This window comes from Kosakonia sp. LAM2021, from assembly GCF_016620385.1.
Taxonomy (GTDB): Bacteria; Pseudomonadota; Gammaproteobacteria; order Enterobacterales; family Enterobacteriaceae; genus Kosakonia; species Kosakonia sacchari.
On sequence record NZ_JAENHT010000001.1, the window covers coordinates 442,190 to 464,023 of the forward strand.

General features: G+C 55.1%; 21 protein-coding genes. 13 read left to right on the top strand and 8 right to left on the bottom strand.

All coding sequences use genetic code 11. The features are described from left to right. The first annotated feature begins 2 nt into the window (after nt 1-2). From JKP81_RS02040 to JKP81_RS02050, 3 genes are read left to right on the top strand one after another with little or no spacing between them, the layout of a single operon-like run. Nucleotides 3-1,157, top strand: coding sequence for an ABC transporter permease (locus tag JKP81_RS02040; protein WP_200550417.1), 1,155 nt, complete (start codon nt 3-5; stop codon nt 1,155-1,157). Further along, on the top strand, nt 1,150-2,097 hold the full coding sequence (locus JKP81_RS02045) for an ABC transporter ATP-binding protein (protein ID WP_200550418.1): 948 nt from the start codon (nt 1,150-1,152) through the stop codon (nt 2,095-2,097). The genes JKP81_RS02040 and JKP81_RS02045 overlap by 8 nt, the downstream gene beginning before the upstream one ends. After that, entirely contained in the window at nt 2,081-2,818 is a 738-nt protein-coding gene (locus tag JKP81_RS02050; RefSeq protein ID WP_200550419.1) for an ABC transporter permease, read from the top strand. Before JKP81_RS02045 ends, JKP81_RS02050 begins: the two co-directional genes overlap by 17 nt. Here JKP81_RS02050 and JKP81_RS02055 read toward each other — a convergent pair. Further along, nucleotides 2,793-2,906, bottom strand: a complete 114-nt coding sequence (locus tag JKP81_RS02055) for a protein YohO (RefSeq protein WP_086868231.1) — start codon at nt 2,904-2,906, stop codon at nt 2,793-2,795. The two genes, JKP81_RS02050 and JKP81_RS02055, sit on opposite strands and share 26 nt — an antisense overlap. A gap of 60 nt (nt 2,907-2,966) precedes the next feature. Continuing rightward, the gene (mlrA, locus tag JKP81_RS02060; protein ID WP_200550420.1) at nt 2,967-3,698 is read right to left on the bottom strand and encodes an HTH-type transcriptional regulator MlrA; all 732 of its coding nucleotides are present in this window, start codon (nt 3,696-3,698) and stop codon (nt 2,967-2,969) included. 219 nt (nt 3,699-3,917) lie between these two features. On the opposite strand from mlrA, the gene JKP81_RS02065 reads away from it, so the two are divergent. From JKP81_RS02065 to JKP81_RS02075, 3 genes are read left to right on the top strand one after another with little or no spacing between them, the layout of a single operon-like run. Continuing rightward, entirely contained in the window at nt 3,918-5,606 is a 1,689-nt protein-coding gene (locus JKP81_RS02065) for a sensor histidine kinase (RefSeq protein ID WP_200550421.1), read from the top strand. Next, nucleotides 5,600-6,319, top strand: coding sequence for a two-component system response regulator BtsR (gene btsR, locus JKP81_RS02070; RefSeq protein WP_017459820.1), 720 nt, complete (start codon nt 5,600-5,602; stop codon nt 6,317-6,319). Before JKP81_RS02065 ends, btsR begins: the two co-directional genes overlap by 7 nt. A gap of 53 nt (nt 6,320-6,372) precedes the next feature. Then, a complete protein-coding gene (locus tag JKP81_RS02075; RefSeq protein ID WP_020454357.1) occupies nt 6,373-6,858 on the top strand; it encodes a DUF1456 family protein in 486 nt (161 codons plus the stop codon). 84 nt (nt 6,859-6,942) lie between these two features. On the opposite strand, the gene JKP81_RS02080 is transcribed toward JKP81_RS02075, so the two are convergent. Both JKP81_RS02080 and metG read right to left on the bottom strand, forming a co-directional pair. Beyond that, entirely contained in the window at nt 6,943-7,398 is a 456-nt protein-coding gene (locus JKP81_RS02080; RefSeq protein ID WP_200550422.1) for a YehR family lipoprotein, read from the bottom strand. An 86-nt stretch (nt 7,399-7,484) separates the two neighbouring features. After that, entirely contained in the window at nt 7,485-9,518 is a 2,034-nt protein-coding gene (gene metG / locus JKP81_RS02085) for a methionine--tRNA ligase (RefSeq protein ID WP_200551050.1), read from the bottom strand. A 282-nt stretch (nt 9,519-9,800) separates the two neighbouring features. Between metG and apbC the strand changes: the two genes are divergently transcribed. Further along, nucleotides 9,801-10,910: an iron-sulfur cluster carrier protein ApbC gene (gene apbC / locus JKP81_RS02090; RefSeq protein WP_200550423.1), complete on the top strand. Its 1,110-nt coding sequence runs from the start codon at nt 9,801-9,803 to the stop codon at nt 10,908-10,910. A gap of 33 nt (nt 10,911-10,943) precedes the next feature. On the opposite strand, the gene JKP81_RS02095 is transcribed toward apbC, so the two are convergent. The 4 genes from JKP81_RS02095 to JKP81_RS02110 all read right to left on the bottom strand — a co-directional run bounded on the left by JKP81_RS02095 (nt 10,944) and on the right by JKP81_RS02110 (nt 14,168). Further along, nucleotides 10,944-11,369 (bottom strand): GNAT family N-acetyltransferase, encoded by a 426-nt coding sequence (locus JKP81_RS02095; RefSeq protein WP_200550424.1) that lies wholly within the window; start codon nt 11,367-11,369, stop codon nt 10,944-10,946. A 12-nt stretch (nt 11,370-11,381) separates the two neighbouring features. After that, a complete protein-coding gene (locus JKP81_RS02100; protein ID WP_200550425.1) occupies nt 11,382-11,717 on the bottom strand; it encodes an RcnB family protein in 336 nt (111 codons plus the stop codon). A gap of 198 nt (nt 11,718-11,915) precedes the next feature. Beyond that, the gene (locus tag JKP81_RS02105; protein WP_200551051.1) at nt 11,916-12,929 is read right to left on the bottom strand and encodes a zinc-binding alcohol dehydrogenase family protein; all 1,014 of its coding nucleotides are present in this window, start codon (nt 12,927-12,929) and stop codon (nt 11,916-11,918) included. A 108-nt stretch (nt 12,930-13,037) separates the two neighbouring features. Further along, nucleotides 13,038-14,168 carry an ABC transporter ATP-binding protein gene (locus JKP81_RS02110; RefSeq protein ID WP_200550426.1) on the bottom strand — a complete coding sequence of 377 codons (1,131 nt, stop codon included), beginning with the start codon at nt 14,166-14,168 and terminating at the stop codon, nt 13,038-13,040. Nucleotides 14,169-14,522: 354 nt separating this feature from the next. On the opposite strand from JKP81_RS02110, the gene JKP81_RS02115 reads away from it, so the two are divergent. The 6 genes from JKP81_RS02115 (at nt 14,523) to JKP81_RS02140 (ending at nt 21,660) form a co-directional block, all read left to right on the top strand. Beyond that, nucleotides 14,523-15,758 carry an extracellular solute-binding protein gene (locus tag JKP81_RS02115; RefSeq protein WP_200550427.1) on the top strand — a complete coding sequence of 412 codons (1,236 nt, stop codon included), beginning with the start codon at nt 14,523-14,525 and terminating at the stop codon, nt 15,756-15,758. Between the two features lie 56 nt (nt 15,759-15,814). Next, entirely contained in the window at nt 15,815-17,122 is a 1,308-nt protein-coding gene (locus tag JKP81_RS02120; RefSeq protein ID WP_200550428.1) for a carbohydrate ABC transporter permease, read from the top strand. Between the two features lie 10 nt (nt 17,123-17,132). Continuing rightward, complete coding sequence (locus JKP81_RS02125) at nt 17,133-17,984, top strand: sugar ABC transporter permease (RefSeq protein ID WP_020454348.1); 852 nt, start codon at nt 17,133-17,135, stop codon at nt 17,982-17,984. Nucleotides 17,985-17,988: 4 nt separating this feature from the next. Further along, entirely contained in the window at nt 17,989-19,188 is a 1,200-nt protein-coding gene (locus JKP81_RS02130; RefSeq protein ID WP_200550429.1) for an arabinogalactan endo-beta-1,4-galactanase, read from the top strand. A 30-nt stretch (nt 19,189-19,218) separates the two neighbouring features. Then, nucleotides 19,219-21,276, top strand: a complete 2,058-nt coding sequence (locus tag JKP81_RS02135; RefSeq protein ID WP_200550430.1) for a beta-galactosidase — start codon at nt 19,219-19,221, stop codon at nt 21,274-21,276. 66 nt (nt 21,277-21,342) lie between these two features. Further along, complete coding sequence (locus tag JKP81_RS02140) at nt 21,343-21,660, top strand: glucose PTS transporter subunit EIIB (RefSeq protein ID WP_200550431.1); 318 nt, start codon at nt 21,343-21,345, stop codon at nt 21,658-21,660. Nucleotides 21,661-21,834: the final 174 nt, after the last annotated feature.

The following is a 21,834-nucleotide window of genomic DNA, read 5'->3' on the forward strand; positions in this document are numbered from 1 at the left end:
CTATGGATGTTTCGATACGCTGCCATAACCGTGTGTTGTTGCTGTTGGCGGTGCTGGGCGGGCTGGCGGCGTGGCTGCCGTTTGTGAACTATGCGCCAAACCGGCTGGTTTCCGGTGAAAGCCGCGCCTTATGGCAGCTTTTTTCCGCGCTGTGGCTAGTTGCACCCTGTCTCTTACTGGTGATGAGCTTTATTCCCGGTCGCGGTGCGCAGGTGGCAACTCTGCTGTTCACCGAAGTGCTGTTCTGCGTGCTGGTATGGAGCGCGGGCAGGGCGGCGACCGATCTTGTGCAGACCGGCAGCCCGCTGGCGCGCACGTCGCCCGGGAGCGGGTTGTGGCTGTGGCTGGCGCTAACGCTGTTGGCCTGTAGCGATGCGATTCGCCGGGTTGTCTCCAACCCCGTATGGCGCTGGCTGTTGCATGCGCAGGTATGGTGCTTTCCTCTCTATTTATTGCTCAGTGGCGCGCTGGATAATCTCTCGCTGTTACGCGAATACACCAATCGCCAGGATGTGTTCAACGATGCGCTGGCGCAGCATTTAACGCTGTTGTTTGGCACGCTACTGCCTGCGCTGGTGGTCGGCTTTGCCGTCGGGCTGTGGTGCTATCGCCATCCTTCCCGCCAGGGGCCGGTGTTCGCGGTGCTCAACGTCATTCAAACTATTCCTTCGGTAGCACTGTTTGGCTTACTGATTGCGCCGTTAGCCGGGCTGGTAAAGCAATTCCCCGAACTTAGCCAGTTGGGGATTGCCGGCACTGGTATGACACCGGCTCTGATTGCGTTAATTCTCTATGCCTTACTGCCGCTGGTGCGCGGCGTGGTCGCCGGGTTAAACCAGGTGTCGCAGGAGGTGCTGGAAAGCGCCGAAGCGATGGGCATGAGCGCGCGCCAGCGTTTCTGGCAGGTGCGCGTGCCGCTGGCGCTTCCGCTGTTGCTGCGCAGCCTGCGGGTGGTGGCGGTGCAAACGGTCGGGATGGCGGTCATTGCCGCATTGATTGGCGCGGGCGGGTTCGGTGCGCTGGTCTTTCAGGGGCTGCTGAGCAGCGCGCTGGATCTGGTGCTGCTGGGCGTCATTCCGGTTATCGCCATGGCGGTGATCGTTGATGCGTTATTTGCCTTAGGGATAGCGCTGCTGAAGGTGAAACATCATGATTGAATTTAACAACGTCAGTAAAACCTTTGCCGGGCAGCCCGCGGTAAGCCATCTCAATTTACAGGTTAAAACTGGCGCGTTCTCGGTGCTGATTGGCACCTCAGGATCCGGAAAATCCACCACACTGAAGATGATTAACCGGCTGGTGGAACATGACGAAGGCACGATTACGTTTGCCGGGGTGGATGTCCGCTCGCTGCCTGTGCTGGAGCTGCGCCGTCGCATGGGTTATGCCATTCAGTCGATTGGTCTATTTCCTCACTGGACGGTGGCGCAGAACATTGCCACCGTGTTGCAGTTACAAAAATGGTCGCGCGCGAAGCGTGACGCGCGGGTCGATGAACTGATGGCCCTGCTTGGGCTGGAGCCTGCCCTGCGCGAGCGCTTCCCGCATCAGCTTTCTGGCGGGCAGCAGCAGCGTGTGGGCGTTGCCCGCGCGCTTGCCGCCGACCCGGAAGTGCTGTTAATGGATGAACCTTTTGGCGCGCTTGATCCCGTGACGCGCGCGGCGTTACAGCAGGAGATGGTGCGCATTCACCGCCTGCTTGGGCGCACCATTGTGCTGGTGACGCATGACATTGACGAAGCATTGCAACTGGCCGATCACCTCGTGCTGATGGATGGCGGAAAGGTGATCCAGCAGGGCACACCGTTATCGATGCTGACCGCGCCGCGTAACGATTTTGTGCGCGAGTTTTTTGGCCGCAGCGAGCTTGGCGTGCGGCTGCTCTCACTGCGCCAGGTGAGCGGTTATCTGCGCAGTGAACGCGTTGACATCGGCGAACCGCTTCAGGAGGCGATGACACTGCGTGAAGCGCTCTCGGCGTTTGTCGCCCAGCAGTGCGAGGTGCTGCCGGTGAATAATGCGCAGGGACAGCCCTGCGGCAGTCTGCATTTTCGCGATTTGCTGCGCGTGGAGGCTGCCTGTGAAGATCCTGCGTGACCCGCTGCTGTGGCTGATGGCGCTGTTTGTTGCGCTGCTGGTCTGGTTGCCGCACAGCGCGGCGCTGTTTAGCGCGTTCTTTCCGCAACTTCCGCGCCCGGTCTATCTGCAGGAGAGTTTTATTTCGCTGACCGCTGCCCATTTCTCGCTGGTCGCGGTTTCCAGCGTGATTGCGATTGTGCTGGGTATTGGCGCAGGCGTCGCGGTCACGCGTTCTGCCGGACGGGAGTTTCGCCCGCTGGCGGAAACCATTGCCGCTGTAGGGCAAACTTTTCCCCCGGTGGCGGTGCTGGCGATTGCCGTGCCGGTGATGGGCTTTGGTAAACAACCGGCAATTATTGCGCTGGTACTGTATGGCGTATTGCCGATCTTGCAGGGCACGCTGGCGGGGATCGCCTCGGTGCCGGAAAGTGTGCAAAGCGTGGCGAAAGGCATGGGCATGAGCGCGTGGCAGCGGTTGTTAAAGGTGGAGTTGCCGCTCGCTGCACCGATGATCATCGCCGGGGTGCGCACGTCGGTAATTATTAATATCGGCACCGCCACCATCGCGTCAACGGTCGGTGCAAGTACGCTGGGTACACCAATTATCATCGGCCTGAGCGGTTTTAATACGGCTTATGTGGTGCAGGGGGCGGTGCTGGTGGCGCTGGCAGCAATTATTGTCGATCGGGGATTTGAGCGGCTGGCGCAGCGGCTCAACCGACACCGCCACGCACAATAAACGAATAACCGGCGAGCATCACGCCACCAATGCCGCCGATAGCCATCAGCAAAAAGATAGCGATAACCAGAATTTTACCAGACTTCATTTTATGCTCCTTCTGAATCAGGCTGGCATTATAAAGGCAAGTTGAGTTGTTAATAAAACATTAAATGCCGAGCAACCAGACGCTGTGCCCCGCTTCGCGCCATGCCAGCATCTGCTGTTGTTGTGCTTCGCCCGGCGTTTCACCGCACCACACCAGCAGTGTCCGTCCGGGGAACATCTCCGGGCGCAATTGGGGCAGGGCGTGCGCCAGAATATCCACCCGCCATCCCTGCTGGCTCGCCATCCAGCCCTCCAGCCACAGCCGCGTGGTGTCCTGCACATTCCAGCCAATCACCAGCGCGTCTTTGCCCGGTTTTTTACGCGCAGATGCCAGGCAGCCGGAAATGTAATTGATCAGGATCCCGTCAAGCAGGCTCAGCATCGCCAGCAGGGCGGGCTGCTGAGTTTGTAGCCGCAATCGTAAGGGGATAAGCAGATGCGTTGTCAGCGCCTGCGCCGGATAATCGCGCCCGTGCTCTTTGATCCACTGATGCAGGCGATGCGGGTCGCCCTGTTGCAGGTATTGCAGGGCGGTTTCCTGCTGGGCGCGCCAGCCATCTCGCGTCTCTTCCAGCGCTGAAGAGAGCAGCTTTTGCACTTTGCTGACCTGCACACCGGTTTCGATCCAGCGTTTGATCTCCCGGATACGGTCAATGTCCTCTTCGGTGAATAACCGGTGGCCGCCATCCGTGCGCTGGGGTTGTAATAGTCCATAACGTCGCTGCCAGGCCCGCAGCGTCACGGGGTTGATGTCGCATAACAACGCCACTTCACCGATTGTGTAAAGCGCCATGGTGTTACCCTCGCCAGCCGACTCCCTGTATAACTGTAGCCGCTGCCGCCTGGCACAGGATGCGCAGCCGCAAAATTGCGCAAAATGTGTGCGAACGATTAATCACACTGGCTTACTTTGTGATGCGGAGCACGATTTTGTATTTTTTTGCAGCGCTTCAAAGAAACATCTGAAAACACCCTGTATGTTACGCGCTTTGGTTGATGTGGTGTTGCGGGTATGTACGAGTTCAATCTGGTGTTGCTGCTGCTTCAGCAGATGTGCGTGTTTCTGGTTATCGCCTGGTTGATGAGCAAAACGCGGCTGTTTATTCCGCTGATGCAGGTAACCGTGCGCTTACCGCATAAACTGCTGTGCTACGTCACCTTCTCCATTTTTTGCATTCTCGGCACCTATTTCGGCCTGCATATCGAAGATTCTATCGCCAACACACGCGCAATTGGCGCGGTGATGGGCGGTCTGCTCGGCGGCCCGTTGGTGGGGGGGCTTGTCGGGTTAACCGGCGGGATTCACCGCTATTCGATGGGCGGTATGACCGCGCTGAGCTGCATGCTCTCTACGTTTGTTGAAGGGCTGCTCGGCGGCCTGGTACACCGCGCGCTGATCAAACGCGGGCGCACCGATCTGGTGTTTAGCCCGTTTACCGCCGGGGCGGTGACCTGCGTGGCGGAACTGATCCAGATGCTGATTATCCTGCTTATCGCCCGTCCGTTTGATAGCGCGTTGCACCTGGTGCAAAGCATCGCTGCGCCGATGATGGTTACCAATACCGTTGGCGCGGCGCTGTTTATGCGCATCCTGCTCGATAAGCGCGCGATGTTCGAAAAGTACACCTCGGCGTTTTCCGCCACCGCGCTGAAAGTGGCGGCGTCGACGGAAGGGTTTTTGCGCCAGGGCTTTAACGAAGAGAACAGCATGAAGGTGGCGCTGGTGCTCTATAAAGAGCTCGATATTGGCGCGGTGGCGATAACCGACAGGGAAAAACTGCTGGCCTTCACCGGCACCGGCGACGATCACCATCTTCCGGGGCGACCTATCTCGTCGGTGTGGACGCAGCGCGCCATTGAAACCGGCGAAGTGGTTTATGCCGATGGTAACGAAGTGCCCTACCAATGTTCGCTCCACCCGCAATGCAAACTCGGTTCGACGCTGGTGATCCCGCTGCGGGGAGAAAACCAGCGCGTGGTGGGCACCATCAAATTATATGAAGCGAAAAACCGCCTGTTCAGCTCCATCAACCGCACGCTGGGCGAGGGGATAGCGCAACTGCTTTCCGCGCAGATCCTTGCCGGGCAGTACGAGCGGCAAAAGGCGCTGCTTACCCAGTCGGAAATCAAACTTCTGCACGCGCAGGTAAATCCGCATTTCCTGTTTAATGCCCTGAACACGCTAAAAGCAGTGATCCGCCGCGACAGCGATCAGGCCGGATTGCTGGTGCAATATCTCTCGACATTCTTTCGTAAAAATTTAAAACGCCCGTCGGAAGTGGTGACGCTGGCGGACGAAATTGAACATGTGAATGCCTACCTGCAAATTGAAAAAGCGCGTTTTCAGTCGCGCTTGCAGGTTCAGTTGCATGTGCCGGAAGCGCTGTCGCACCTGCAACTTCCGGCGTTTACCCTGCAACCGATTGTGGAAAATGCCATCAAGCATGGCACGTCGCACCTGCTTGGCGTGGGCGAGATTGTGATTAACGCCAGCCAGGACGGGCGGCATCTGGTGCTGGACATTGAAGACAATGCCGGGTTGTACCAGCCGAAAAGCGACGCCAGTGGATTAGGCATGAGCCTGGTAGATAAGCGCCTGCGCGCGCGGTTTGGTGATGAGTGCGGCATTACCATTGCGTGTGAGCCGGATCTGTTTACCCGCATTACCCTACGACTCCCGCTGGAGGAACACGCATGTTAAAAGTGCTGATTGTTGATGATGAACCGCTGGCCCGGGAAAACCTGCGTATTCTGCTTCAGGAAGAGAGCGATATTGAGATTGTGGGAGAGTGCGGCAACGCCGTCGAAGCGATTGGCGCGGTGCATAAATTGCGCCCGGATGTGCTGTTTCTTGATATCCAGATGCCGCGTATTAGCGGGCTGGAGATGGTCGGGATGCTCGATCCGGGAAACCGGCCGTATGTCGTGTTCCTGACGGCTTTTGACGAATACGCGGTACAGGCGTTTGAAGAACATGCGTTCGATTACCTGCTTAAACCGATAGAAGCTCGCCGCCTGGAGAAGACCCTCAGCCGCCTGCGTCTTGAGCGGAACGTGCAGGATGTGTCGGTGCTGCCGGAAAACCAGGAAGCGCTGAAATTTATTCCCTGTACCGGGCATAGCCGGATCTGGTTATTGCAGATGGATGAAGTGGCGTTTGTCAGTAGCCGCATGAGCGGCGTGTATGTGACCAGCCAGGAAGGCAAAGAGGGGTTTACCGAGCTGACGCTGCGTACGCTGGAGAGCCGTACGCCGCTGGTGCGCTGCCACCGCCAGTACCTGGTCAACATGGCGCACCTTAAAGAGATCCGCCTCGAGGATAACGGCCAGGCGGAGCTACTGCTGCGCGATGGCCTGACGGTGCCGGTGAGCCGACGTTATCTGAAAAATTTAAAAGAGGCGTTGGGGTTGTAAATTCCTGTGCGATGCCTACACTGCGCGCTGGTTCATCATTTCCGGAAATAAATATGCTTAATAACGATATCCTGCGCAGCGTGCGTTACACCCTGCAAGCTGATAACACCGCGCTGGTGCGCATTCTGGCACTGGCAGACACGGCAGTGACCGTTGAGCAACTGGCGCCCTGGCTGCGCAAAGAAGACGAGGAAGGTTATAAGCCGTGCCCGGATATTGTGTTGTCCGCTTTTCTGAATGGTCTTATCTATGAAAAGCGCGGCAAAGATGAAACCGCGCCGCCGCTGGTGGCTGAACGCAAGCTCAATAACAACATTGTGCTGAAAAAGCTGCGCATTGCCTTTTCGTTAAAGACTGACGATATTCTGGCTATTCTGACCGCCCAGCAGTTCCGCATCTCGATGCCGGAAATCACTGCGATGATGCGTGCGCCGGATCATAAGAACTTCCGCGAATGCGGCGATCAGGTGATGCGCTATTTTCTACGTGGTCTGGCGGTACGCGAGCAAAAACCGAAGGGTAAAACCGAGGCAGAATAATCGATAATCCTTCAGGCTGCATCGCTGGCGGTTTAGCGCCAGGCGGACATCGTCAACAATGCGCAGCCTGAAGGAGAACAGGACTTACTGAACTTCTTTAAAGCCGCGTGATTTCAGCAGCTCTTCTGATTTTTTCATGCTGATTTTGCCATTGACCGTGCCGGTAAACTCGGAACCCTGCAGGTTGTTCAGCGCAGCAAAATCGACTTCGTTGTAATCGACATCCAGCGTCTCTTGCGCGTAGGTTTCCTGATAATCGACGCTCTCTTTGATCCCTTTAATGCTCTGGTATTTTTTGCTGATCGGACCCAGCACCTTCATGGCATCTTCTTTAGTTTTCGCACCGATAGAGGCGTACTCAATTTTGTTTTTGGCAGTTTGACGCTCAACTTCGTCACCTTTGTAGTAATAGGTCAACGTCACTTCCGTGCCCGCCTGAGCAAAGGTAAAGGTTTTACTCTGCTCTTTTTCCCCACAGCCGGTCAGGCCAATGAGTAAAGCGACAGAAAAGAGTGCGGCGATGAGTTTACTGAATTTCACGATAATCCCCTGTTTTCCATGTGAAGTAATGTTTGGTAATGCAAAATTGAGTATAGAAAAAGGCGCTGAATTCAGCGCCTTATTTTTTACTTCACTTGCTGGCCTGCTTTTGCGCCGCTATCCGGGCTTAACAGGAAGATATCTTTCCCGCCAGGGCCGGCAGCCATCACCATCCCTTCAGAGATACCAAAACGCATTTTGCGCGGTGCCAGGTTGGCGACCATCACCGTCAGGCGACCAATTAGCGCACTCGGGTCCGGGTACGCGGAACGGATGCCGGAGAAAACATTGCGTTTTTCGCCATCCAGATCCAGCGTCAGACGCAGCAGTTTGTCGGAACCGTCGACGAACTCGGCGTTTTCAATCAGCGCCACGCGCAGATCGACTTTCGCGAAATCGTCAAAGTTGATGGTTTCCTGAATCGGATTATCCGCCAGCTCGCCGGTTACCGGTGCGGCAGCCGCTTTCACTTCCTCTTTTGACGCTTCCACCAGTGCTTCCACCTGTTTCATCTCGATACGGTTGTATAACGCTTTGAAGGCGTTAACTTTGTGGCCGAGCAGCGGCTGATTGATGGCATCCCACTCAAGCGTGGTGTTGAGGAACGCTTCGGTGCGCTCCGCCAGCGACGGCAGAACCGGTTTCAGCCATGTCATCAGTACGCGGAACATGTTCAGCCCCATGGTGCAGATGGCTTGCAGATCGGCGTCGCGGCCTTCCTGTTTTGCCACCACCCACGGTGCTTGTTCGTCAACGTAGCGGTTCGCCACGTCGGCCAGCGCCATAATTTCGCGTACCGCTTTGCCGAACTCACGACTCTCCCACGCTTCGCTAATGGTCGCTGCCGCGTCGGTAAAGGTTTTGTACAGCGCAGGATCCGCAAGTTCTGCGGCCAGCACGCCGTCGAAACGCTTATTGATAAAACCGGCGTTACGGGAAGCGAGGTTAACCACTTTGTTGACGATGTCGGCATTCACACGCTGGATGAAATCTTCGAGGTTGAGATCGATATCATCAATGCGCGAAGAGAGTTTCGCCGCGTAGTAATAGCGCAGGCTGTCGGCGTCGAAATGGTTCAGCCAGGTGCTGGCTTTGATAAACGTCCCGCGCGATTTGGACATCTTCGCGCCGTTCACCGTCACATAGCCGTGGACGAACAGGTTGGTCGGCTTACGGAAACCGCTGCCTTCCAGCATTGCCGGCCAGAACAGGCTGTGGAAATAGACGATATCTTTACCGATGAAGTGATACAGATCGGCGTCGGACTCTTTCTGCCAGTACGCGTCAAAGCTGGTGGTATCGCCACGTTTGTCGCACAGGTTTTTGAACGAACCCATATAGCCAATCGGCGCATCCAGCCAGACGTAGAAATATTTGCCCGGCGCGCCTGGAATTTCGAAACCGAAGTAAGGCGAATCGCGGGAGATATCCCACTGCTGCAAGCCGGATTCAAACCACTCCTGCATTTTGTTCGCCACCTGCTCCTGCAACGCGCCGCTGCGCGTCCACGCCTGCAACATTTCGCTGAATGACGGCAGATCGAAGAAGAAGTGCTCAGAATCACGCATCACCGGCGTCGCGCCGGACACCACCGACTTCGGCTCAATCAGCTCGGTCGGGCTGTAGGTCGCGCCGCACACTTCGCAGTTATCGCCGTATTGATCCGGTGATTTACATCTCGGGCAGGTGCCTTTCACAAAACGGTCCGGCAGGAACATGCCTTTTTCCGGATCGTAGAGCTGAGAGATGGTGCGGTTTTTAATAAAACCGTTCTCTTTCAGGCGGGTGTAGATAAGCTCCGACAGTTCGCGGTTCTCGTCGCTGTGCGTCGAGTGGTAGTTGTCGTAGCTGATGTTAAAGCCAGCAAAATCGGTCTGATGCTCCTGACTCATGTCCGCAATCATCTGCTCCGGGGTGATCCCCAGTTGCTGCGCTTTCAGCATGATCGGCGTGCCGTGGGCATCGTCTGCACAGATGAAGTTGACCTCGTGGCCGCGCATTCGCTGGTAACGGACCCAGACATCAGCCTGGATGTGCTCCAGCATATGGCCGAGGTGGATGGAGCCGTTGGCGTACGGCAGTGCGCACGTTACCAGAATTTTCTTCGCGACTTGAGTCATAGTAGGCATTACATCTTCTTGAGAAAAAGGGGTATCGATAGTACCAAAAGGGGAATTAGCGCGCTACGCGATCTGCGGACGTTTTAATCCAGACAGGGATTTTTGGGTAAAGATTGCTCCCCAGTACTAAGGGCTTTAAGAACGTTTCAATCCCTATATGAATACATGAGTAATAATTAACCCATGCGTTAACGGCATTTATCCGTAAATGAATAATTGTTGCCCGTGGGGTAAACTTGCTGGCTACAATGTCGTTTTCAGAACAACTACAAAGGAGTCGGGATGAGTTCGCAATCCCAGGCCAAATCCCCGGAAGCGTTACGCGCGATTGTCACCGGGACGCTGGCCGATTTTCAGCACCCAACCCTGAAGCACAATCTCACCGCGCTCAAAGCGGTGCACCATGTCGCATGGCTGGATGACACCCTGCACGTTGAACTGCTGATGCCGTTCGTCTGGCGCAGCGCGTTTGAAGAGTTAAAAGCGCAGTGCAGCGCCGAACTGCTGCGTCTGACCGGCGCACGTGCCATCGACTGGAAGCTGTCGCACAACATCGCCACCTTAAAACGTGTGAAGAACCAGCCGGGCGTCAACGGTGTGAAAAACATCATTGCCATCAGTTCCGGCAAGGGCGGGGTAGGGAAATCCTCCACGGCGGTAAACCTGGCGCTGGCGCTGGCGGCGGAAGGGGCGAAAGTCGGTATTCTCGACGCCGATATTTATGGCCCGTCGATCCCGGTAATGCTCGGTGCGGAGCATGAGCGTCCGACCTCGCCGGACGGCACGCATATGGCGCCGATTATCGCCCACGGTCTGGCGACCAACTCAATTGGCTACCTGGTCACCGATGATAACGCCATGGTGTGGCGCGGCCCGATGGCCAGCAAAGCGCTGCTGCAACTGTTGCAGGAGTCCATGTGGCCGGATCTGGATTACCTGGTGCTGGATATGCCGCCAGGCACCGGTGATATTCAGTTGACGCTGGCGCAAAACATTCCGGTGACCGGCGCGCTGGTGGTGACAACGCCACAGGATATCGCGCTGATCGACGCCAAAAAAGGCATCGTCATGTTCGAGAAGGTGGAAGTACCGGTGCTCGGTATTGTTGAAAACATGAGCATGCACATTTGCAGCAACTGTGGTCATCACGAACCGATTTTTGGCACCGGTGGTGCGGAAAAACTGGCCGAACAGTATCACACCGAGTTGTTGGGTCAGATGCCGTTGCACATTTCGCTGCGTGAAGATCTGGATAAAGGCACGCCGACAGTGGTGAGCCGCCCGGACAGCGAATTTACCGCTATCTACCGTCAACTTGCCGGGCGCGTAGCCGCGCAGCTTTACTGGCAGGGCGAAGTCATTCCTGGCGATATCGCGTTTCGCGCGGTATAAATCAGTCAACCTCTCCCGTTCGGGAGAGGTTTTTCACTTCTTCAGATAGTGCATCAGCACGTAATCCCCTTCCGGCGAAACGCCCTGTGCTTCGATATGCCAGCCGTGGTGCTGATAAAACGCCAGTGCGGTTTTGTTCTGCAGCAAGCATTTCAGCGCGCCGGTGCTGGTAAAGGTGGATTGCGCATGTTTGAGCAGTGCGCTGCCGACGCCTTTGCCCTGAAAGGCCGGGTCGACAAACAGGTTGTGCAGGAAATTGTCGTTTTCATACACCGAGGCGAACCCCAGCCGGTGCCCCTCTTCTTCGGCGACCCAGATGGTTTCATCGAGCGTGGCGGCGTCAAAATCCTCCAGCCGCCAGTCGCAGCCATCAAGCCAGTGCCAGCTCTCTTTGCGGGCGTGTAAAAAAAGGGTGCGTAAAAACGGTCTGTCACTTTCCTGCCAGCGGCGAATAATCATTCAGCTCCTGGTTTAGCGATGGTAAAAGATGTCGCCGTTATAGGCTTTGAGGATTTTGCCTTCGGCATCGGTGATTAGCACATAGTTGCCGCCCATGTAGGTCCAGTGGCTACCGGCTTCGGGGGCTGGCAGGTTACGCAATTGCCACTGTTTAATGTTGTACTCTTCGCTGCGGTACATTGCCGGTACGGTATCGCCAATGGTGAATTTCGTAAAGTCAGCGACAAATTCGTTAATTTCGTAAGATTGCGGCCCGGTTGCGCCTGGTGTAGCGGTTTGCGGTGCGGCAAAGGCCGTCGAGGCGGTTGCCAACAGCGCGCCCAGAAGCATCATTTTTGTTTTACTCATACTCTCTCCAGGTTGTTCTTATACATTTCACGCGGTTGCATAAATAGCACGCCATCATTGCCGTTAACTGACAGCGGAGCAACCACCAAAAAATAACGCTTTGGTAAAAAGTGTAAGCAAACCCAGGGCAGAGCAGGAAAAGCGGACGGCGATTTTCGCTATCCGCTTGTAACCTTTGAGAATAATCCTGGCTAATCGTCAGTCAGCAAACCCTTCCAGCACGATTTTGCCCACCGCCCGCTGGCTTTCCAGCAGCGCATGGGCTTTGCGCAGGTTCGCGGCATTGATGGTGCCAAAGTGCTCACCAAGCGTGGTTTTTAACACGCCTTCATCGATCAACTGCGCCACGCGTGAAAGCAACTGGTGCTGGGCAATCATATCGTCAGTGGTGAACATTGAGCGGGTAAACATAAACTCCCAGTGCAGCGAAATGCTTTTCACCTTCAGCGGCATCGCGTCCAGGCTGTGCGGATCGTCAATCAGCGCCAGTTTACCCTGCGGTTTCAGGGCGTTAATCAGCTGCTGATAATGCTCTTCGGTATTATTGAGGCTGGCAACGTGTGAAACCTGTTTGACGCCAATACGCGCCAGCTCTTCGGTCAGCGGTTTGCTGTGGTCAATCACATAATGCGCACCCAGTTCTTTTACCCACTGCTGGCTGGCGGGGCGAGATGCCGTACCAATGACCGTTAAGCGCGTTAGCTTACGAGCCAGCTGTGTCATGATCGAGCCTACGCCGCCCGCCGCGCCAACAATCAGCAGCACATCATTTTCGTTGCCGCCTTCTTTGATGCCAAGACGGTCGAATAACAGCTCCCAGGCGGTAATGGCGGTTAAGGGCAGTGCGGCGGCGGAAGCGTTATCCAGCGTTTTCGGTTTGCGCGCCGCAATGCGTTCGTCCACCAACTGGAATTCGCTATTGCTGCCGGGGCGGGTCAATGCGCCGGCGTACCACACTTCATCGCCCGGCTGGAACAGCGTCACCGCTTCCCCCACGGCAGTCACCACGCCAACGGCATCCCAGCCCAGTACGCGCGGTGCATCGGCGTTAAAACCGGCGCGCACTTTGGTGTCCACCGGGTTGACGGAAACGGCTTTCACTTCAACCAGCAAGTCGTGGCCGCTGGCGGTTGGTTGTGGCAGTTCAATGTCGGTAAGAAAATCCAGATTGCTGCCGTTCTGCGCGGCGCGGGTAATAGCGATAGCTTTCATCATGGCTCCATTAATGCGTTTTTAGTGTCAATGCAGATAAGGGTAGTCAAAGCCTATCTGATGAAAAACACGCAAAACGGAGCAGCACTTATCCTCGATGAGTGAAAATCAATTGATCTGGCCGTCCGGGGAATCCGGGTTTGGCACCGGAATATCTGCGCTGACGCGCAGATCCTGGTCGTCGAAAATCATGCAGTGGCGGCTATCAAAGGCGAGGGTAATTTTCTGCCACGGACGGAAATGGACATCCCCCGGCAGCAGAATTTTTATGTTGTCATGGCCGTAGCATTGTCCGAACAGGTAGGTGTTATTACCCAGCCGTTCCACCACTTCACACTGAAATTCCAGCGGCGTGCCGCGCGTGACATCCGTCGATAGATGTTCCGGGCGAATGCCGAGCGTAATCGAAGCACCAGGCTCCAGGCGCGAGGTGTCGATACCGAGCGTTAATTGATGCCCCTGCGCCAGCGTGAGGGTCACTTCGCCGGGTTGCCAGGCTTTAACCGTGGCGGGCAGGAAGTTCATCTTCGGCGAGCCGATAAACCCGGCGACAAACTTGTTTTTTGGGTTGTAGTAGAGCGACATCGGCGAGCCCATCTGCTCGACATTGCCGTAGTTCATCACCACGATTTTATCCGCCAGCGTCATTGCTTCCACCTGGTCGTGGGTGACATACACCATGGTGGTTTTCAGCTCCTGGTGCAGGCGCGCAATGTGCAGGCGCATCTCGACACGCAGTTCGGCATCGAGGTTTGAGAGAGGTTCGTCGAACATAAATACGCGCGGGTTACGCACAATCGCGCGGCCAATGGCGACGCGCTGGCGCTGGCCGCCGGAGAGCTGTTTCGGTTTTCGGTCCAGCAGGTGGCTCAGTTGCAGGGTTTTCGCCACCATCTCCACCTGGCGGCGGATCTCCTCTTTCGGCACTTTGTTCACTTTCAGCCCGTAGCCCATATTTTCCGCCACGGTCATATGCGGGTAGAGCGCGTAAGACTGGAACACCATCGACACGCCGCGATGCGCCGGCGCGACATCATTCATCACTTCGTCGCCAATCAATACTTCGCCTTCGCTGACCTCTTCCAGACCGGCAATCATGCGCAGCATGGTGGATTTGCCACAGCCGGAAGGGCCGACAAATACCGCGAATTCGCCATCATCAATCGATAAATTGACATTGTTCAGCGTCACCGTGTCGCCAAACCGTTTGGTGACATTCCTCAGTCGTATATTGGACATCAACGTTCCCCGAATGTAGTAGCCGTTATTTACCGTTTATGCCGTGCGTTGAATGTTTTTTTGTATTACGTATAACAATCATCTGGCGTCGCTGCGTAACGGCGAAAAATCTTGCTATGACTATAACTTCCAGTGTTTTTGCGCCCTATATCGAATTTTCATTTCTGTAATGCCGGTCACATAACTCACCGTTTATGCTCGTTTTATTAATTGGTAAAGCGTAGCGTATAACAAATTCAATAAGGCGGATGAATGCGTCTTAAACCCTGCAATATCAGGTGGTTTATTTAAAAGGTATCCTGATGCTGCGCCATAAAAACCACAAAATTGTTATACCTTGACATGAGGTTGATAATGAAAAAGAACACACTTACTGCACTGATCCTCTCTGCACTCGCCGTTGGCCAGACGGTTAGCCTGTCGGCGCACGCCGCCACTCAGCAGCTTAATGTCTGGGAAGACATTAAAAAGTCGGTCGGCATTCAGGACGCCGTAAAAGATTTCGAACAAAAGTACGACGTCAAAGTTAATGTGCAGGAGATGCCCTACGCGCAGCAACTGGAGAAATTACGCCTTGATGGCCCGGCCGGGATTGGCCCGGATGTGCTGGTCATTCCCAATGATCAACTGGGTGGCGCGGTGGTGCAAGGGTTGCTGACCCCCCTGAATCTGGATAAAGAAAAAGTTGACGCCTTTACGCCTGCGTCAATCAACGCCTTTCGTCTGGATAACACTCTGTATGGCGTGCCGAAAGCGGTGGAAACCCTCGTGCTTATCTATAACAAAGAACTGATTGATAAGCCGCTGCAAAGCCTGCCGGAATGGCTCGACTATTCGAAAAAACAGCGCGCTCAGGACAAATACGGGCTGCTGGCCAAGTTTGACCAGATCTATTACAGCTGGGGCGCCATCGGGCCGGAAGGCGGCTACCTGTTTGGTAAAAACGATAAAGGCGGCTTCAACCCTCAGGATATTGGCCTCAATAAACCGGGCGCGGTGGAAGCCGTCACCTTCCTGAAAAAATTCTACGCCGACGGCGTGTTCCCCTCCGGCATCCTCGGCGATAACGGCCTGAACGCCATCGATTCGCTGTTTACCGAGAAAAAAGCCGCAGCGGTAATCAACGGCCCATGGGCGTTCCAGCCGTATGAAGCGGCGGGTATAAATTACGGCGTCGCGCCGCTGCCGAACCTGGCGGACGGCAAGCCGATGAGCTCGTTCCTCGGCGTGAAAGGCTATGTCGTTTCAACCTGGAGCAAAGACAAAAAGCTCGCTCAGCAATTCATCGAATTTATCAACCAGCCGCAGTACGTGAAAACGCGCTATATCGCCACGCGTGAAATCCCGGCGCAGAAAGCGATGATTGACGATCCGGTTATCAAAAACGACGAAAAAGCCAGCGCAGTAGCGGTACAGGCGGCGCGTGCGACGGCAATGCCGGGTATTCCGGAAATGGGCGAAGTGTGGGGGCCGGCAAACGCCGCGCTGGAGCTGAGCCTGACCGGCAAACAGGAACCGCAGGCGGCGCTCGATGCGGCCACCAAACAGATCCATATGCAAGTTGAAGCGATGCAGGCCAGTAACCAGTAACCGCGTGTTGTTGCGAAACGGGAGGGACACCTCCCGTTGTTGAAAAGGAGTCGTACGTGATTATCAGTCCCAGCGAAAATTTTGCCAAAACGCGTGGCGCAGGGCGACATGCGTGGTGCGGGCTGCTGCTGGCCGTTGTGCCGGGTTTTGGTCAGTTTTATCACCGCCAGTGGTTCAAGGGCCTTATCTTCTTGGTGCTGCTTAGCAGCTTTATGGGCATTTTTTACGATTTTCTGCGTGAAGGATTGTGGGGGTTATACACCCTTGGCGAAGAGGTCCCGCGTGATAACTCCATTTTCTTGCTGGCGGAAGGGATTATCAGCGTACTCATCATCGCCTTCGGTGTGATGGTCTATTACCTCTCGCTGCGCGATGCGTGGGTAAACGGTAAAAAACGCGACGCAGGAAAACCGCTCAATAGCGTGCGCAAACAGTACCAGATGTTGCTCAGCGACGGCTTCCCGTATCTGATGATCACGCCAGGCTTTATTCTGCTGGTGTTTGTGGTGATTTTCCCGATCCTCTTCGGTTTCGCCATCGCCTTCACTAACTACAACCTTTACCACACGCCGCCGGCCAAACTGGTGGACTGGGTGGGGTTAAAGAACTTCGTCAACATCTTTACCTTGTCGATCTGGCGTTCAACCTTCTTTGATGTGCTGCAATGGACGGTGGTCTGGACCTTGCTGGCTACCACGTTGCAGTGCTCCGTTGGGGTGCTGCTGGCGATTCTGGTGAACCAGAAAGATCTGCGCTTTAAGCCGCTGGTACGCACCATTTTTATCCTGCCGTGGGCGGTGCCGGGATTTGTCACCATTCTGGTGTTCGCCGGGATGTTTAACGACTCGTTCGGCGTGATTAACAATGCCATTCTCGCGTTCTTCGGCATTGCGCCGAAAGCGTGGCTGACGGATCCGTTCTGGAGCAAAACGGCGTTGATCATGATGCAAACCTGGCTCGGTTTCCCGTTTGTTTTCGCCATGACCACCGGCGTGTTGCAGGCCATTCCTGACGATTTGTACGAGGCGGCGAAAATGGATGGCGCGGGCACCTGGACACGGCTGCGCACCATTACGCTGCCGCTGGTGCTGTACTCGATTGCGCCGATCATCATCACCCAATACACCTTCAACTTTAACAACTTCAACATCATCTATCTGTTTAACAACGGCGGCCCGGCGGTGGCGGGGGCAAACGCGGGTGGGACGGATATTCTGGTGTCGTGGATTTACAAGCTGACGATGTCCTCCTCGCAGTACGCGATTGCGGCGACCATCACCATTTTGCTGTCGATTTTTGTCGTCGGCCTGGCGCTGTGGCAGTTCCGCGCGACCAAATCCTTTAAAAACGACGACATGGCATAAGGGAAGAAAAATGGCTCAATCACAAAGTATCCGCCGCGAAAAGTGGATCCGCCTGACGCTCTCCTGGCTGGTTATCGCGCTGGTATCGCTGATGATTATCTACCCGCTGGTGTGGACGATTGGCGCGTCGCTGAACGCTGGTAACAGCCTGCTCAGCACCTCGATAATCCCGGAAAACCTCTCGTTTCAGCACTATGCCGATCTGTTTAACGGCCAGGTCAATTACCTGACCTGGTACTGGAACTCAATGAAGATCAGCCTGCTGACGATGGTGCTGACCTTAATCAGCGTCAGTTTCACCGCCTATGCCTTTTCCCGCTTTCGGTTTAAAGGGCGGCAGAACGGGTTGATGCTGTTTTTGCTGCTGCAGATGATCCCGCAGTTTTCGGCGCTGATTGCCATTTTCGTGTTGTCGCAACTGTTGGGCTTAATCAACAGCCATATGGCGCTGGTACTGATTTATGTCGCCGGGATGATCCCGATGAACACCTATCTGATGAAAGGCTATCTCGACGCCATTCCGCGCGATTTGGATGAGTCCGCACGTATGGACGGCGCGAGTAACTTCCGCATTTTTATTGAGATCATCATGCCGCTGTCGAAACCGATTGTGGCCGTGGTGGCACTCTTCTCTTTCACCGGGCCACTGGGGGATTTCATTCTCTCCAGCACCATTTTGCGCACCCCGGACAAATACACGCTGCCGATTGGGCTTTACAACCTGGTGGCGCAAAAAATGGGCGCCAGTTACACCACCTACGCGGCGGGCGCGGTTTTGATCGCCGTTCCGGTGGCCATTCTTTATCTGGCACTGCAAAAATACTTCGTCTCCGGCCTGACCTCCGGCAGCACCAAAGGATAACCACATGAAAAGATTTGCACCCGCTCTGCTTGCTGTCTGTCTTGGTAGTTTGTCCGCCAGCACCTTTGCCGCCGACGCGTTAAAAACGCGTCCTTTTAGCGGCATGCCCGCCGATTTCATCAAAGGCGCGGATATTTCAACGCTGCTCGACGCCGAGAAACATGGGGCGAAGTTTTATAACGAAAATAACCAGCCGCAGGATGCGATCGCCATTCTGAAAGCCAACGGCGTCAATTATGTACGCTTGCGTTTGTGGGTGGACCCGAAAGATGCGCAAGGCCAGGCTTACGGCGGCGGTAACAATGATTTAGCCAGCACGCTGGCGCTGGCGAAACGGGCCAAAGCGCAGGGTATGAAACTGCTGCTCGATTTCCACTACAGCGATTTCTGGACCGATCCGGGCAAGCAATACAAACCCAAAGCCTGGGAGAAGATGGATTATCCGCAGCTGAAAACGGCAATCCATGACTACACCCGCGACACCATCGCCCGCTTTAAGCAAGAAGGCGTGCTGCCGGATATGGTGCAAATCGGCAATGAGATCAACGGCGGCATGCTGTGGCCGGAAGGCAAAAGCTGGGGGCAGGGCGGCGGTGAGTTTGACCGGCTGGCGGGCTTGCTGAATTCCGCTATCGACGGTCTGAAAGAGAACCTGAAGAACGGCGAACAGGTAAAAATCATGCTGCATCTGGCGGAAGGCACCAAGAACGATACCTTCCGCTGGTGGTTTGATGAAATCACCAAACGCAACGTGCCGTTCGATGTCATTGGCCTCTCGATGTACACCTACTGGAACGGGCCAATCAGCGCGTTGCAGGCCAATATGGACGACATCAGTAAGCGCTACAACAAAGATGTGATTGTGGTGGAAGCGGCCTACGGCTATACGCTGGCGAACTGTGATAACGCGGAAAACAGCTTCCAGGCGAAAGAGGAAAAAGAGGGCGGCTACCCCGGCACTGTGCAGGGGCAATATGACTATATTCACGATTTAATGCAGTCGGTAATCAATGTTCAGGGCCATCGCGGTAAAGGTATTTTTTATTGGGAGCCAACCTGGATTGCCGTTCCCGGAAATACCTGGGCCACACAAGCGGGCATGAAATATATCAACGACCAGTGGAAAGAGGGAAATGCCCGAGAAAACCAGGCGTTATTTGATTGCCAGGGGAAAGTGCTGCCATCGGTAAAAGTCTTTAATTAATTTTGGTGTGGTAAATTTCAGGAATTCATTATGAATAAATTTGCGCCTTTAAGCCCGAAGGTTGTCTCGCTATTGCATGGCGCGGACTATAACCCGGAACAGTGGGAAAACTATCCCGATATTATTGATAAAGACATTGCCATGATGGAGCAGGCAAAATGCAATGTGATGTCCGTCGGCATATTCAGCTGGTCGAAACTCGAACCGCAGGAAGGGGTATTTAATTTCGCCTGGCTGGATGAGGTCATCGATAAATTATATGCCGCCGGTATCCATATTTTTCTCGCCACGCCAAGCGGCGCGCGTCCGGCGTGGATGTCACAAAAATACCCGGAGGTGTTGCGGGTCGGGCGCGATCGCGTTCCGGCGCAGCACGGCGGGCGGCACAACCACTGCATGACCTCGCCGGTGTACCGGGAAAAGACGCTGAAAATTAATACGCTGCTGGCAGAGCGTTATGCAAACCATCCCGCAGTGCTGGGCTGGCATATTTCCAATGAATACGGTGGAGAATGCCACTGCGATTTATGTCAGGAGAAATTCCGCGGCTGGCTGAAAGCACGTTATCAGACGCTGGAAAATCTTAACCACGCCTGGTGGAGTGATTTCTGGAGCCACACTTACAGCGACTGGTCGCAGATCCAGTCACCGTCGCCGCAGGGCGAAGTCTCCATTCATGGGTTGAACCTCGACTGGCGGCGTTTTAACACCGCGCAGGTAACTGATTTTTGCCGCCATGAAGTGGCCCCGCTGAAAGCCGCCAACGCGGCGCTGCCGGTAACCACCAACTTTATGGAGTATTTCTACGATTACGACTACTGGCAACTGGCTGAAGCAATTGATTTTATCTCCTGGGACAGCTACCCCATGTGGCACCGGGATAAAGACGAAACGGCGCTGGCCTGTTACACCGCCATGTATCACGACATGATGCGCACGCTGAAAGGCGGCAAACCCTTTGTGCTGATGGAGTCGACGCCGAGCGTCACCAACTGGCAGCCGACCAGCAAGCTGAAAAAGCCGGGAATGCACATTCTCTCGTCACTGCAGGCGGTGGCGCACGGTGCCGATTCGGTGCAGTACTTCCAGTGGCGTAAAAGCCGCGGGTCGGTCGAGAAGTTCCACGGCGCGGTTATTGATCACGTCGGGCATCTGGATACGCGCGTGGGTCGTGAAGTCTGCGCGCTGGGCGACATGCTCAGCAAACTCACTCCGGTAATGGGATGCCGTACCGATGCCCGCGTGGCGATCATCTTCGATCAGCAAAACCGCTGGGCGCTGGATGACGCCGAAGGCCCGCGCAATAAAGGGCTGGAGTATGAAAAAACGGTTAACGAGCACTATCGACCGTTCTGGGAAAAAGGCATTGCCGTGGATGTGATCAATGCCGATGCCGATCTCAGCCGTTATCAACTGGTGATTGCGCCGATGCTGTATATGGTGCGCGACGGTTTTGCCGAACGCGCAGAGGCGTTTGTCGCGGCGGGCGGTCATCTGGTGACCTCTTACTGGACCGGCGTGGTCAATGAGAGCGATCTCTGTTATCTCGGCGGTTTCCCCGGTCCGCTGCGCAAATTGCTTGGCATCTGGGCAGAAGAGATTGATTGCCTGGACGACAACGAGCGCAATCTGGTGCAGGGGCTGGCGGGGAATGAAGCCGGGTTACAGGGGCCGTATCAGGTGCGCCATCTGTGCGAGTTGATCCACACCGAGCGCGCGCAGGCACTGGCAACTTACCGGGATGATTTCTACGCCGGGCGACCTGCCGTGACGGTCAATCATGTCGGCAAAGGCAAGGCCTGGCACGTTGCCTCACGCAACGATCTCGCCTTCCAGCGCGACTTCTTCGCCAACATCATTGATGAGCTGGCGCTGCCGCGCGCGTTGCAACACGATTTGCCGCCGGGCGTCGTTGCCACGGCGCGTACCGATGGTGAAAGCACCTTTGTCTTTATCCAGAACTTTAGCGCCCAGCAGCAGGCGATAACGCTGCCTGGCGGCTATCAGGATTGTTTATCTGGTTCGTCGGTCAGCGGCGCGCTGTCGCTCGCTCCCTGGGATTGCCGGGTTGTTAGTCGTAAAGCGTAAGTGAACCTTCCGCGCCTGCCCATTCGGGCAGGCGTTTTTTTATCTGCTGATTATCAGGAGACTATTATGGTGAGCCTTAAATCCTTCCTGCATTACTTCTCTGAACCGAAAAGCGCGACTGCAACGCCCATCAGCGAAGGGGAGTTACAGAAAATCCAGCGGCTGGCGCAAGCCTTTGGCGGCGCGCCGAATATTTCGCATGTGGATGCTTGCTTAACCCGTCTACGCGTGACGGTAAACGATCTGGCTGTTGTCGATTCTCAGGCACTGCAAAATGAAGGGGCGTTGGGTGTGATTATTCTTGGGCAAGAAGTCCACGCTATTTTCGGTAAACAATCCGATGCGCTGCGTAAATTACTTGATGAACATTTCTCATCTCGCTAATAAATAAAAAAAGGGATACCTGCATGGGTATCCCGAAATAAAACAGTGGCAACTTTGCTCAGTTTGCGGAGATAAAGTAAATAATGATGTTACTCGTTAATACATACAGCGTGGTGCCTTATCTTTTTGCGACAACATAGTTTCCAGTATTGGTTTATTAAAATAAAAAGCCAG